This is a genomic window from Micromonospora sp. WMMD1274 (genome assembly GCF_049179035.1).
Classification (GTDB): domain Bacteria; phylum Actinomycetota; class Actinomycetes; order Mycobacteriales; family Micromonosporaceae; genus Micromonospora; species Micromonospora tulbaghiae.
This window is the reverse complement of record NZ_JBMHMG010000001.1, coordinates 876,968-889,811: the sequence shown is the minus strand read 5'-3', so window position 1 is coordinate 889,811 and position 12,844 is coordinate 876,968. Positions and strand designations below refer to the sequence as shown.

Genomic DNA, 12,844 nt, shown 5'->3' with positions numbered 1-12,844 from the left:
CCCGTCCCGACCGGGAATGCCGTACCACCACCGGGGACAAAGTTATGCGTCCCACGCGACGGTGCGGTGACGTGGCTATGAAGAGCGTGTTTCAGGCCTCCCGGCGCAGCCCGCCCGCCACCTTCTTGGCGATCAGCTCGAACGAGCGGACCCGGTCCGCCACGTCGTAGACCATCGTGGTGAGCATCAGCTCGTCCGCGCCGGTGCGCTCCAGCAGTTCCCCGAGCTGCCGGGCCACCGTCTCCGGCGAGCCGGTCGCCTGGCCCTCGCGGCGCTGGGCGACGAACTCCCGCTCGAACTCCGAGTACGGGTACGCCGCCGCCTCCTCCGGCGTGACCAGCGGCTCCGGCCGCCCCGACCGCAGCTTCAGGAACGACAGCCCGGCCGGCCCGGCCAGCCACTCGGCCCGCTCGTCGGTCTCCGCGCAGACCGCGTTCACCGCCACCATCGCGTACGGCCGGTCCAGCCACTGCGACGGCCGGAAGTTCTGCCGGTAGAGCTGCAACGCCGGGACCGTGTTCTGCGAACTGAAGTGGTGCGCGAACGAGAACGGCAGCCCGAGCAGGCCCGCCAGCTGCGCGCTGAACCCGCTGGACCCGAGCAGCCACACCTGCGGCGACTGGCCGCGGCCCGGCGTCGCGGTGATCGGACCCGGCTCGGCGCCGGAGAAGTAGTTCATCAGGTCGGCCAGCTCACGCGGGAAGTGCTCGGCCGACAGGCCCTCCATGGTGCGGCGCAGCGCCAGCGCGGTCACCTGGTCGGTGCCCGGCGCCCGGCCGATGCCCAGGTCGATCCGGCCCGGGTGCAGCGCCTCCAGCGTGCCGAACTGCTCGGCCACCACCAACGGCGCGTGGTTGGGCAGCATCACGCCGCCCGAGCCGAGCCGGATCGTGCTGGTGTTCGCCGCCAGGTGCGCGAGCAGCACCGCCGGAGCGGAACTCGCGATGGCGGGCATGTTGTGGTGCTCGGCCACCCAGAACCGGCGGTAGCCCAGCTCCTCGGTGCGGCGGGCCAGCTCCGTGGTGTACCGCAGCGCCTCACCGGCACTGCCGGTCGCCGCCACCGGGGCAAGATCAAGAACAGACATGGGTACGTCGATCACAGAGAACTGCAACCCGCGACGTGCCGGAATTGTTCCGCCGGGTGCGCTACCCCATACCCCGGGCCTGCTCGAAGATCAGGCTGGTCTGCGTGTGCTGCACCGCCGGATCGACAGCCAGATGATCGAGTACGAAGTCCCGCAGCGCGTCGCCCGACGCGGCCCGCACGTGCAGCACGTAGTCCTCCGCGCCCGCCACGTGGAACACCGACACCACCCCCGGCAGCCGCACCGACCGGGCCCGGAACGCGTCCACAGCGGCGCGCTCGTGCGCGGTCAGCCGCACCGAGACCAGCGCCTGCAACGGCAGACCCACCGCCGCCGGGTCCACCTCGGCGTGGAACCCGCGGATCGCCCCGCACTCGCGCAGCGCCCGCGTACGCGTCAGGCACGTCGACGGCGCCACCCCGACCCGCTCGGCCAGCGCGTTGTTCGGCAGCCGGCCGTCGGCCGCCAGCTCGGTGAGGATCGCGCGATCGGTGTCGTCCAGGCCGGCGAACGGCCGTACATCATTCGGTGCGGCAGGCATGTGACCATCCTTCACCGAATCACCGCCGGGCGAAAGCGCGATACTCAGAATCTTGTTCGTCGCTATTGCCTCCCGCCGTCGTCATGTTCGACGCTTCCGGCATGACTTCCGTGGACACCGCAGCCGTACACGCCGGGCGCGCCGACCTCGCCGGGCTCGGCGTCCACGTCCCGCCCATCGACCTGTCCACCACCAACCCGCTGCCCTCGGTCGCCGGCGGCGGTGACGACTACGAGACGCTGGCCACCGGCGGCACCCTCCCGGCCGGCGGCAGCGCCGTCTACCAGCGCCTCTGGAACCCCACAGTGGCCCGGTTCGAGACCGCGCTCGCCCAGCTCGAAGGCACCGCCGAGGCCGTCGCGTTCGCCAGCGGCATGGCCGCGCTCACCGCCACCCTGCTCGCCGCCACCCGCGACGGCAAGCGCCACGTCGTCGCCGTCCGCCCCCTCTACGGCGGCACCGACCACGTCCTCGCCACCGGCCTGCTCGGCACCGAGGTCACCTGGGCCACCCCCGCCGACGTGGCCGCCGCGATCCGCCCCGACACCGCCGTCGTCGTGGTCGAGACGCCGGCCAACCCCAGCCTCGACCTGGTCGACATCGCCGCGCTCGCCGACGCCGCCGGTGACGTCCCGCTGCTCGTCGACAACACAGTCGCCACCCCGGTGCTCCAGCAGCCCGCCCGCCACGGCGCCGCGCTCGTGCTGCACAGCGCCACCAAGAGCATCGGCGGCCACGGCGACGTCCTCGCCGGCGTCGTCGCCTGTGGACCCGAGTGGGCCGCCCGGCTGCGCCAGGTCCGCGCCGTCACCGGCGCCGTCCTGCACCCGCTCGGCGCGTACCTGCTGCACCGCGGCATCCAGACCCTCCCGCTGCGCGTCCGCGCCCAGCAGGCCGGCGCGGAGAAGCTCGCCGCCTGGCTCGCCGGGCACCCCGCCGTCGAGCGCGTCCACCACCCGTCGCTGCACGACCCGGCCGGGCTGGTCGGCCGCCAGATGTCCGGCACCGGCAGCCTGCTCGCCTTCGAGGTGCGCGGCGGCGCGCCCGCCGCGGCCGAGGTCGCCGGCGCCTGCGAGCTGATCACCCACGCGGTGTCGCTCGGCGGCGTCGACACGCTGATCCAGCACCCGGCGTCGCTCACCCACCGGCCGGTCGAGGGCGACGCCAAGCCCTGCGGCGGGCTGCTGCGCGTCTCGGTCGGCCTGGAGGACCCGGAGGACCTGCGGGCGGATCTCGCGCGGGCGCTGGCGCGGATCTGACGGCGGCCGGTCGCCCGCGTCCGCGGCGTCGGCCGGTCACGACTTCGGGCCGACGTGCCGATCGAGGGCGGCTACCGCCTCCCGGCGGGCCACCGACAGGGAGTTGCGGCGGTTCATCCGCCAGGCGATGCCGAGCCGGTCGAGGGCCTGCTGGCAGAGGCCGATGATGTCGGCCGACTCGTTGACGAACATGTAGCGCGGATAGACGTACTTCTTGCCGCGCACGGTCACCCGGTTGCTGACCCGGCAGCCGTCGGAATGGAACAGGCCGCGCAGGAAGTCGCCGGGGTGTGCCTCGACGATGGGCCGCTGCCAGTCGGCCAGGACGATCGGGCGCTCGTGCTTCTTGCCCGGCCCGTGCTGGGGGAGCAGGCACGGCCAGTGCATCCCGTAACTCTGCACGGCGACGCACCCGCGCTTCTGCACCCGCTGCACCGACGTGGCCAGGACCGCCCGCATCGCGTCCTCGCAGGCGGCGATCAGGTTCGGCCAGGCGTCGGCGCAGAAGACGCGCAGCACCGGCACCCGGCCGACGACCAGGTGACCGTCGCCGAGATAGAGGCCGAGAAGGTAGGCGTACTGCGCCGGATCTGGCGGATTGCCGACACCTGCCCGGCAGCGGAAACACCGCTCCGCCGTGCTCCGCTGCCTCGGCTCGGGGCGTTCCTTGCACCAGTGCCGGACGGTCGGATAGGACAACCCGACGGCGCGGGCAGCCTCGGCGACCGTCGCTCCGGCGAGGTACAGGCTTCGTGCGCGGGCGCGTATCTCGGGTGGATGCACCAGGCCATTTTCGAACGCCTGTATGACACTTTGTGCCCCCGGTGGGATTCGAACCCACACTGTCGATCTTTTGAGAATCGCGCCTCTGCCGGTTGGGCTACAGGGGCTTCTGTAGTTCGGCTCCAACAGGTTACCTACTAGGCTAGGGGCGGCGACACCCGGCAGGGCGGGTGTCGGGCTCGAACCGGTGGGAGTGGCTCGTGGGCGAGATGCAGGCGGACGCCGAGCGCAAGCGCGTTCTGATCGCCGAGGACGAGGCGCTCATCCGGCTGGACCTGGCCGAGATGCTCGTCGAAGAGGGCTACGAGGTGGTCGGCGAGGCCGGTGACGGCGAGACCGCCGTCAAGCTCGCCGAGGAACTCAAGCCGGATCTGGTCATCCTCGACATCAAGATGCCGATCATGGACGGGCTGGCCGCCGCCGAGCGGATCGCCGGCGCGCGCATCGCCCCGGTGATCATCCTGACCGCGTTCAGCCAGCGTGACCTGGTGGAGCGGGCGCGGGCGGCGGGCGCGATGGCGTACCTGGTCAAGCCGTTCCAGAAGAGCGACCTGGTGCCGGCGGTGGAGATCGCGCTGTCCCGCTACTCCGAGATCGCCGCGCTGGAGTCGGAGGTCGCCGGCCTCACCGACCGGCTGGAGATCCGCAAGACCGTCGAGCGCGCCAAGGGCGCGTTGATGACCACGTACGGCATGACCGAGCCGCAGGCGTTCAAGTGGATCCAGCGCACCGCGATGGACCACCGGATGACCATGAAGGAGGTCGCCGAGCGGATCCTCGCCGAGACCGCCGGCGGCGAGGTGGAGCAGCCCGCGTCCTGACCTCCCGGGGAGGCATCCGATCGATAGGATCGGATCCATGTCTCCCGCGCGCGTCCGGCCGATCCTCGTCGCCGCCGTGCTGCTCCTGTCGGCCTGCCACGCCACTCCGCGACCGCTGCCCGAGCCCGCGCCGGTCCGCCCGCAGTGGCAGCCCGTCGAGCTGGCCCTTCCCGCCGGCGCCACCGGGCGTCCGGTCCTGCGCGACACCGCGCGGTGCGCCGGCCGGTGGTACGCGGTGGGCGGGCTGGTCGATCCGGCGGGGGAGACCCGGCCGGCGGCGTGGTCCTCATCGGACGGCGTGACGTGGTCACCGATTGCGGTGCGCGGTCAGACGTTCTACGGCCGTCAGCACGTGCTCTACGCGGTGGCGTGCCGCGCCGACGGGATGGCGGCGCTGGGTGCGAAGACGGGTGGCGTGCACGGCAATCCGCGTACCGGGACGTGGGTGTGGCGTCCGGGCGGGCCGTTGCGGGAGGTGCCGGCGGCGTTCGAGTTGTTCGGCGGTCCGCGCGCGGTGAGCGCGTCGCGGCTGGCCGCGGGTCCGGGTGGTTGGCTGGTCGCCGGGTCCCGCGCGGACGGTGCGGCGGTGTGGACGTCGCCGGATGCCGAGGGGTTCGTGCTGCGCGAGGGCGTCGCGGAGCTGGCCGGCGACGGCCGGGGCCGGACGGCGGCGTACGACGTGGCGGCGGTGGGGTCGGGCTGGCTGGTGGTGGGGTCGTTGCTGCCGCCCGGCGGTACGGCTCGGACGCCGCTGTCGTGGTTCTCGGCGGATGGCCGGGTGTGGCGGCGGCTGGCCCTGCCGGTGCCGTCGGGGACGGCCGGGGCGGCGGAGCGGGTGGTGCCGGCCGACGGCGGTCCGGTGGCGGTCGGCCCGCTGGGTGACCGCTTCGGGGTGTGGCGCGGGTGCGGCGAGTGTGGCTCGCCGTCCGCCGGTTCGGCGGGTGCGGCGCAGGGGTGGCGGCGGGTCGGCGGGTTCGGCTCGGCGGGCCCCGGGGTGTCGTCGGTGGACGCGCTCGCGGCGTCCGGTGGGCGGCTGGTCGCGGTGACCGGGGACGGGGCTCAGCGACGGCTCTGGATGTCGCGTGACGGTGGTGCGTCGTGGCTTCCGGTGATCACGCCGGTGCCGGTGCCGGACGGGGGCGACGCGGCGCTGGCGGTGGCCGTCCGCGACGACCGGCTGCTCGTGGTCGCCGATGACGGAAAGGTATCCCGTGCCTGGTGGGGGGCGTTGCCGACCGTCGATCGGTAGGGGGTGGGGAGGGCCTGGGCCGTTACCGAGGAATAGTCGGCGAAAGCCTTTGCGCGCCTTCGGTTCTTACGCCGATGGGCTTGAATCCGCCACGGCGTGTAACGGTTCGGTCAACCCCGCTTTCCAGGTCTTACGCCACCGCTCGCGGTGGGATAACGTCCCGCCCCAGACCGGCGACGACGGTCTTGGTTCGTCCACCCCGCAAGGGCCAATCAGCGGCGGGTGGTTCGGATCATGGACGGAGGAGGGTTCGGGCCTTGAGGCAGAAGCTCGCACGCGTGATCGGCGGGGTCGCCATGCTGGCGCTCGTCGCCGGTGGCACCGCTTGTTCCAGCGGCAGCGACGATGAGGGTTCCGGGGGCAGCGCCTGCGGGAGCAAGATCGCTTTCTTCGGCGCGCTGACCGGAAGCTCGGCCGCGCTGGGCATCAACGAGAAGAACGGCGTCAAGCTGGCCGTCGACAAGTACAACAAGGAGAACGCGGACTGCAAGGTCGAGCTCGCCGAGCTCGACTCGCAGGGCAGCCCGGACCAGGCGCCGGGTCTGGCCCAGAAGGCGATCGACGACACCAAGATCCTGGGTGTCGTGGGTCCGGCCTACTCGGGCGAGTCCGAGGCCGCCGGCCCGCTGTTCAACGAGGCCGGTCTGGTCACCATCACCCCCTCCGCGACCCGTCCCAGCCTCGCCGAGCAGGGCTGGAAGACCTTCTTCCGCGCGGTCGGCAACGACCTGAGCCAGGGCCCCGCCGCCGGTAACTACATCAAGAACGTGATGAAGGCCGACCGGGTCTACGTCATCGACGACCAGTCCGCGTACGGCGCCGGCCTGGCCGACGAGGTCAAGAAGGTCCTCGGCGCCTCGGTCGTGGGCAGCGACAAGGTCCAGGGCGAGGGCAAGCAGGTCGAGTTCTCCGGTGTGGTCACCAAGGTCAAGGCCGCCAACGTCAAGGCGGTCTTCTACGGCGGCTACTACCAGGAGGCCGGCCTGATCCGTAAGCAGCTCACCGCTGCCGGCGTCACCGCCCCGCTGGTCGCCGGTGACGGCGTGAACGACGGCGCCTACATCACCTCCGCCGGTGCCGCCGCTGCCGAGGGCACCATCCTCACCTGCCCCTGCGCTCCGTCCACCGAGGCCCGCGGCACCTTCGCCGCCGACTTCAAGGCGCTCAACGGCACCGAGCCGGGCACCTACAGCGACACCGCCTACGACGCGGCGAACATCCTGCTGGCGGGCATCAAGGCCGGCAAGAGCACCCGTGCCGACCTGCTGGAGTTCGTGAAGGGCTACAGCGGCGAGGGCGTTGCCGCCAGCTACAAGTTCGTCGAGGGCGGCGAGCTCGACCCGGCGCAGGTCAAGGTCTGGGCGTTCAAGGTGCAGGGCGGCAAGGTCGTCCCGGACCAGGAGATCCCCAAGTCCTGATCGTTCGATCGCTGGACTGGCGATTGAGTAGTGATCGCGGGTGCGGCCGGGAGCTGGCTCCCGGCCGCACCCTCTTTTTCTCTTGAGCGACGGAGCGTCCCTCCCTTGGACTTCGACGGATTGTTCTCCAACTTCGGGGAACTCACCACGACCGGCTTGACGCAGGGCGCCATCTACGCCCTGGTCGCGCTCGGCTACACGCTCGTGTACGGCGTGCTAAGGCTCATCAACTTCGCCCACTCCGAGGTCTTCATCGCCGGCGCGTTCGCCGCGATCTGGACCTGGAACGGCTTCGGACTCGACCAGAACTCGCAGGTCAGCGGCATCGGCTCGATCCTGTTCTACCTGCTGGTGGCGATGATCGTGGCGGCCATCGCCTCGGCGGGCACCGCCACGGTGATCGAACGGGTCGCGTACCGGCCGCTGCGCAAGCGCAACGCGCCGCCGCTGGCGTTCCTCATCACCGCCATCGGTGCCTCGATCGCCATCTCGGAGGCGTTCGGCGTCTACACCCGGCGCCGGCCGGAGGGTGCGCCGATTCTGGTCAGCTCGGAGCCGCTGTTCCACATCGCCGGGGTGCCGATCGACGCGGTGCAGCTGCTCACGATCGGTTCCGCGCTGGTGATGATGTTCGCGCTGGACCAGTTCATCAACCGCAGCCGTACCGGCCGCGGCATCCGGGCGGTGGCCCAGGACGCCAACACGGCGGCCCTGATGGGCGTCAACAAGGACCGCATCATCCTGATGGTCTTCATCGCCGGTGGCACCATGGCCGGCGTCGCGGGCCTGCTGTACGACGTGCGGATCCAGACGCTCACCTACAGCGTCGGCTTCCTGCTGGGCCTCAAGGCGTTCACCGCGGCGGTGCTCGGCGGTATCGGCAACCTGCGCGGCGCGCTCGTCGGCGGGTTGCTGCTCGGCGTCGTGGAGAACTACGCCGCGGGCCTGTTCGGCAGTCAGTGGAAGGACTTCGCCGCGTTCGCGGTGCTGGTCGTGCTGCTGATGTTCCGGCCGACCGGTCTGCTCGGCGAATCACTGGGGAGGGCACGCGCATGACGACCACCATCGACCCGCCGGAGCGGCGGGAGACGGCGGCGGACAAGCTGCGGCAGGGCCGGCACGCGATCTCGGAGCGCTGGCACCACGCGCCGCGCTGGGTGCGCTGGGTGCTGCTGGTCGCGGTCATCGCGTTCTTCTACGCGCTGCCGAACAAGGAGTTCTACCAGTACCTCGGGCCGATCCCGACGCCCGGGGCGAACTTCACCCAGGTGATGTTCACGGTCTCGATCTACGTGCTGCTGGCGGTCGGGCTCAACATCGTGGTGGGCTTCGCCGGTCTGCTCGACCTCGGCTACTTCGGCTTCTTCGCCGTCGGCGCGTACACGGTCGCGGTGCTGACCTCGCCGAGCAGCGACATCAAGACGCTGTGGCCGTGGCTGCTGGTGGTGCCGATCGCGATCGCCCTGACCATGGTCTCCGGCGTCATGCTCGGTACGCCGACGCTGCGTCTGCGCGGCGACTACCTGGCGCTGGTGACGCTCGGCTTCGCCGAGATGATCCGGATCGCGGCGGTCAGCTCCGAGTTCCTCAAGGGACAGCGCGGCTTCAACCAGATCCCGCACCCGCCCGGCCAGTACGCCGACGGCCGGCCGTGGTTCGGCGTGCTCGACGCCCGCCCGTACTACTGGCTGGTGCTCACGCTGATCATCCTGGTGGTGATCGGGGTGCGGAACCTGACCCACAGCCGGGTCGGCCGGGCCTGGATCTCGATCCGCGAGGACGAGGACGCCGCCCAGCTCATGGGCGTGCCGACGTTCAAGTTCAAGCTGTGGGCGTTCGCCTCCGGCGCGGCCATCGCCGGCCTGGCCGGCGCACTGTTCGCCGGTAAGCAGAACTTCGTCAACTCGCAGAACTTCGAGCTGCTCAACTCGATCATCATCCTGGCCGCTGTCATCTTCGGCGGCTCGGGCAACATCGTCGGCGCGATCGTCGGCGGCGGCCTGGTGGCGTACATGATCGAGCGGTTCCGTGGCATCGAGCTGTTCGGCGTGGAGCTGTACGAGTACCGGTTCCTCTTCTTCGGTCTGGTGCTCGTGGTGATGATGATCTTCCGGCCGCAGGGCCTGATCCCGAACCGGCGACGAGCGGCGGAGTTCAAGGACCGCCGCAAGGAGGTGATCGTCGGTGAGTGACACCGAGCAGAACCCGAAGGTTCCGGTCCAGGCGGCGGCCCCCGCCGTCGAGGCGGTCGGCAAGCGGGAGCCGTTGCTGGAGGTCGACCACGTCACGCTGCGCTTCGGCGGCGTGGTGGCCCTCAACGACGTGGACTTCACCCTCTACAAGGGTGAGATCCTCGGTCTGATCGGCCCGAACGGCGCCGGCAAGACCACCTGCTTCAACGCGATGACCGGCATCTACCAGCCCACCGAGGGGCAGATCCGGTTCCTGGGCCAGAAGATCAGTGGCAAGAAGCGCCACCAGATCACCCGGATGGGCATGGCCCGTACGTTCCAGAACATCCGTCTCTTCCCGGAGATGACCGCGCTGGAGAACGTCCAGGTCGGCGCGGACGCGCACCACAAGACCAGCGTGATCTCCGCCCTGCTGCGCCTGCCGCGGCACTGGAAGGAGGAGCGCGAGGGCCGGGAGAAGGCCGAGCGCCTGCTGGAGTTCGTCGGCATCCGCAACCGGATGCACGAGTTCGCCCGCAACCTGTCCTACGGCGAGCAGCGGCGGTTGGAGATCGCCCGCGCGCTGGCCACCGATCCGAAACTGCTCTGCCTGGACGAGCCGGCCGCCGGCTTCAACCCGGCGGAGAAGGAGGAGCTGCTCCAGCTCATCCGGCAGATCCGGGACCAGGGCGTGACGGTGCTGCTGATCGAGCACGACATGCGCCTGGTGATGGGCGTGACCGACCGGATCGTGGTCCTGGAGTTCGGAAAGAAGATCGCCGAAGGGCTGCCCGCCGAGGTGCGGGACAACCCGAAGGTGGTCGCGGCGTACCTGGGGGTGCCGGACGATGCTGCTTGAGATCGAGGACGTGAGCCTGCTCTACGGGCGGATCCAGGCGCTGCACGGCATCAGCCTGACCGTGGACGAGGGGGAGATCGTCGCGCTGATCGGCGCGAACGGCGCCGGCAAGTCCACCACCATGCGGGCGATCTCCGGCATCCGGCCGGTCGCCTCCGGCCGGATCAAGTTCGCCGGCGAGGACATCACCAAGCTCCGCGCCGACCTGCGGGTCCGGCGCGGGCTGTGCCAGGCGCCCGAGGGCCGGGGCATCTTCCCCGGCATGTCGGTGCTGGAGAACCTCGACATGGGCGCGTACACCCGGCGCGACAAGGCCGGCATCGCGCAGGACCTGGCCCGGGTGCTGGAGCTGTTCCCGCGGCTGGCCGAGCGGCGTAAGCAGGCCGGCGGCACGCTCTCCGGTGGCGAGCAGCAGATGCTCGCGGTCGGCCGGGCGCTGATGAGCCGGCCGAAGCTGCTGCTGCTCGACGAGCCGTCGATGGGCCTCGCGCCGATGCTGATCCAGCAGATCTTCACGATCATCACGGAGATCAACCAGCAGGGCACCACCATCCTGCTGGTGGAGCAGAACGCCCAGCAGGCGCTGGCGCGCGCCCACCGGGCGTACGTGCTGGAGACCGGCCGGATCGTCAAGAGCGGCACCGGCGCGGACCTGCTGCACGACCCCTCGGTCAAAGAGGCCTACCTCGGCGTGGCCTGACCGGCCGACCCCTCGCAATAAGGAGTACAGCCATGTTCCACCCCAACCCCGGACGGCGGGCGGCGCTCGGCGTCGCCGGTGCGGCCGTCCTGCTGCTCTCCCTCGCCGCGTGCGGCGAGGAGGAGAGCACCGACCAGCCCGGCGGCGGTCCCAGCGTCGCGTCGTCGGTCGACGCCGCGCTGGCCGCGAAGGTCCCGGACGCGATCAAGTCGGATGGCAAGATCGTGGTGGGCACCGACTCCACCTACGCCCCGGCGGAGTTCCTGGACACCGACGGCAAGACCGTGGTCGGCTTCGACGTCGAGCTGTTCACCGCGGTGGCGGCCAAGCTGGGCCTCAAGGCGGAGTTCGTCTCGGCGCCGTTCGGCGACATCATCAACGGCGTCAACTCGGGCAAGTACGAGGCGGGCGTCTCGTCGTTCACCATCAACGACGAGCGCAAGGGCCAGGCCAACATGGTCAGCTACTTCCAGGTCGGCACGCAGTGGGTGACCAAGAAGGGCAACCCGGCCGGGGTCGCGCTGGACAACGCCTGCGGCAAGAAGATCGCGGTGCAGAAGGACACGGTCCAGGTCGAGGACATCCAGAAGCGCTCCAAGGCGTGCACCGACGCCGGCAAGCCGGCCATCACCGTCGACCAGTTCCCGGGCCAGGACGCCGCCACCGCCGCCGTCGTCTCCGGCAAGGACGACGCGATGCTGGCCGACTACCCGGTCGGCGTATACGCGGTGACGCAGTCCAACGACGCCCTGGAGCTGCTGGACAAGCAGTACGAGGCGGCGCCGTACGGCTACGTGCTGGCCAAGGAGCAGACGCAGCTGGCCGAGGCGGTGCGGGACGCCACCAAGGCCGTGATCGCCGACGGCTCGTACAAGCAGGTGCTCGACAAGTGGAAGGTGGGAGACGGCGCGATCACGGACCCCGCGATCAACCCGTGACGACATGACCACCGAGGAAGCGACAACCGCGCGGGCACGGCCGGAACCGATCAAGGCCGTGCCCGTGCGGCACCCCGGACGATGGGTCGCCGTGGCGGTGCTCTCCGTCCTGGCCGCGATGTTCGTCCACCTGCTGGTGACCAACGAGGCCTTCAACTGGTCCTTCATGGTCGACAAGATGTTCCGGCCGCCGATCATCGAGGGCCTGCTGCGCGGCACCGTGCTGATGACTGTCAGCGCGATGCTGATCGGCGTCACGCTCGGCGTGGTGATCGCGGTGATGCGGCTGTCGGACAACCCGATCCTGCGCGGCGTGGCCTGGCTCTACACCTGGTTCTTCCGGGCCGTGCCCCGGCTGGTCCTGCTGGCCGTCTTCGGCAACATCGGCATCCTGTGGAGCCGGGTCGAGTTCGGGGTGCCGTTCGACACCCAGATCGGCCAGCTGTTCGGCATCGACAACCTGCAACTGCGGCTGTTCGGGTTCTCCTCCCGTGACATCCTCACCGGCTTCATGGCCGGTCTGCTCGGCCTCGCGCTATCCGAGGCCGCGTACATGGCAGAGATCGTCCGCGCCGGCATCCAGTCGGTCGATCCCGGCCAGACCGAGGCCGCTCAGGCACTCGGCCTGAGCCGTGCCCAGCTACTGCGCCGGGTGGTGCTGCCGCAGGCGATGCGGGTGATCATCCCGCCGACCGGCAACGAGACCATCGCCATGCTCAAGGACACGTCCCTGTTGCTCTACGTGCCGGTGAGCGTGGAGCTGTTCTTCCAGCTCGACGCCGTCGGCAAACGGACGTTCCAGATCTTCCCGATGTACGTCGCGGCGTGCCTGTGGTACCTGTTCCTGACCAGCATCCTGCTCGTCGGCCAGTACTACCTGGAGCGCCACTTCGGCAAGGGATACGGCGTCACCGGGCGGGCCCGGCTGAAGCTGCGAGGGATGACGGCCGAGGCCGGTGGCGGCGCGGGGGTGGTGAAGTGACCGAGCTGATCGTGCCCGCGCAGGCCACCGCGCCCA

The 12,844-nt window shown here is 70.6% G+C and carries 13 protein-coding genes and 1 tRNA gene; 10 read left to right on the top strand and 4 right to left on the bottom strand.

The annotated features are described in order from the left end of the window. Positions 1-91: 91 nt before the first annotated feature. Positions 92-1,087 carry an LLM class flavin-dependent oxidoreductase gene (locus ACN27D_RS03620; RefSeq protein ID WP_421498531.1) on the bottom strand — a complete coding sequence of 332 codons (996 nt, stop codon included), beginning with the start codon at positions 1,085-1,087 and terminating at the stop codon, positions 92-94. Positions 1,088-1,148: 61 nt separating this feature from the next. Continuing rightward, complete coding sequence (locus ACN27D_RS03615) at positions 1,149-1,628, bottom strand: Lrp/AsnC family transcriptional regulator (protein ID WP_047894721.1); 480 nt, start codon at positions 1,626-1,628, stop codon at positions 1,149-1,151. Between the two features lie 83 nt (positions 1,629-1,711). On the opposite strand from ACN27D_RS03615, the gene ACN27D_RS03610 reads away from it, so the two are divergent. Further along, positions 1,712-2,887 (top strand): trans-sulfuration enzyme family protein, encoded by a 1,176-nt coding sequence (locus tag ACN27D_RS03610; RefSeq protein WP_252449303.1) that lies wholly within the window; start codon positions 1,712-1,714, stop codon positions 2,885-2,887. A gap of 36 nt (positions 2,888-2,923) precedes the next feature. Here the strand turns inward: ACN27D_RS03610 and ACN27D_RS03605 are convergent, their stop codons facing one another. Next, positions 2,924-3,670, bottom strand: coding sequence for an LAGLIDADG family homing endonuclease (locus tag ACN27D_RS03605; RefSeq protein WP_421498530.1), 747 nt, complete (start codon positions 3,668-3,670; stop codon positions 2,924-2,926). Positions 3,671-3,703: 33 nt separating this feature from the next. After that, a tRNA-Leu gene (locus ACN27D_RS03600) sits at positions 3,704-3,777 on the bottom strand. A gap of 93 nt (positions 3,778-3,870) precedes the next feature. On the opposite strand from ACN27D_RS03600, the gene ACN27D_RS03595 reads away from it, so the two are divergent. The 9 genes from ACN27D_RS03595 (at position 3,871) to ACN27D_RS03555 (ending at position 12,808) form a co-directional block, all read left to right on the top strand. Further along, complete coding sequence (locus ACN27D_RS03595; protein ID WP_013287522.1) at positions 3,871-4,491, top strand: ANTAR domain-containing response regulator; 621 nt, start codon at positions 3,871-3,873, stop codon at positions 4,489-4,491. Positions 4,492-4,528: 37 nt separating this feature from the next. Continuing rightward, the gene (locus ACN27D_RS03590) at positions 4,529-5,740 is read left to right on the top strand and encodes a hypothetical protein (RefSeq protein ID WP_421498529.1); all 1,212 of its coding nucleotides are present in this window, start codon (positions 4,529-4,531) and stop codon (positions 5,738-5,740) included. Positions 5,741-5,997: 257 nt separating this feature from the next. Beyond that, positions 5,998-7,158, top strand: coding sequence for a branched-chain amino acid ABC transporter substrate-binding protein (locus tag ACN27D_RS03585; protein WP_356956796.1), 1,161 nt, complete (start codon positions 5,998-6,000; stop codon positions 7,156-7,158). 105 nt (positions 7,159-7,263) lie between these two features. After that, positions 7,264-8,214: a branched-chain amino acid ABC transporter permease gene (locus tag ACN27D_RS03580; protein WP_091420555.1), complete on the top strand. Its 951-nt coding sequence runs from the start codon at positions 7,264-7,266 to the stop codon at positions 8,212-8,214. After that, complete coding sequence (locus ACN27D_RS03575) at positions 8,211-9,350, top strand: branched-chain amino acid ABC transporter permease (protein WP_013475843.1); 1,140 nt, start codon at positions 8,211-8,213, stop codon at positions 9,348-9,350. The genes ACN27D_RS03580 and ACN27D_RS03575 overlap by 4 nt, the downstream gene beginning before the upstream one ends. Then, entirely contained in the window at positions 9,343-10,188 is an 846-nt protein-coding gene (locus tag ACN27D_RS03570) for an ABC transporter ATP-binding protein (protein ID WP_091420549.1), read from the top strand. Before ACN27D_RS03575 ends, ACN27D_RS03570 begins: the two co-directional genes overlap by 8 nt. Continuing rightward, positions 10,178-10,888: an ABC transporter ATP-binding protein gene (locus ACN27D_RS03565; RefSeq protein ID WP_356956798.1), complete on the top strand. Its 711-nt coding sequence runs from the start codon at positions 10,178-10,180 to the stop codon at positions 10,886-10,888. Before ACN27D_RS03570 ends, ACN27D_RS03565 begins: the two co-directional genes overlap by 11 nt. Positions 10,889-10,920: 32 nt before the next feature. Next, on the top strand, positions 10,921-11,826 hold the full coding sequence (locus ACN27D_RS03560) for an ABC transporter substrate-binding protein (RefSeq protein WP_356956800.1): 906 nt from the start codon (positions 10,921-10,923) through the stop codon (positions 11,824-11,826). Positions 11,827-11,830: 4 nt separating this feature from the next. Further along, positions 11,831-12,808, top strand: a complete 978-nt coding sequence (locus tag ACN27D_RS03555; RefSeq protein WP_013287514.1) for an amino acid ABC transporter permease — start codon at positions 11,831-11,833, stop codon at positions 12,806-12,808. The last annotated feature ends 36 nt before the right edge of the window (positions 12,809-12,844 follow it).

Coding starts and splice junctions, on each gene's coding strand:
- ACN27D_RS03610 (WP_252449303.1), top strand. CDS start 1,712: ATGTTCGACGCTTCCGGCATGACTTCCGTGGACACCGCAGCCGTACAC.
- ACN27D_RS03555 (WP_013287514.1), top strand. CDS start 11,831: ATGACCACCGAGGAAGCGACAACCGCGCGGGCACGGCCGGAACCGATC.
- ACN27D_RS03560 (WP_356956800.1), top strand. CDS start 10,921: ATGTTCCACCCCAACCCCGGACGGCGGGCGGCGCTCGGCGTCGCCGGT.
- ACN27D_RS03590 (WP_421498529.1), top strand. CDS start 4,529: ATGTCTCCCGCGCGCGTCCGGCCGATCCTCGTCGCCGCCGTGCTGCTC.
- ACN27D_RS03575 (WP_013475843.1), top strand. CDS start 8,211: ATGACGACCACCATCGACCCGCCGGAGCGGCGGGAGACGGCGGCGGAC.
- ACN27D_RS03615 (WP_047894721.1), bottom strand. CDS start 1,628: ATGCCTGCCGCACCGAATGATGTACGGCCGTTCGCCGGCCTGGACGAC.
- ACN27D_RS03620 (WP_421498531.1), bottom strand. CDS start 1,087: ATGTCTGTTCTTGATCTTGCCCCGGTGGCGGCGACCGGCAGTGCCGGT.
- ACN27D_RS03565 (WP_356956798.1), top strand. CDS start 10,178: ATGCTGCTTGAGATCGAGGACGTGAGCCTGCTCTACGGGCGGATCCAG.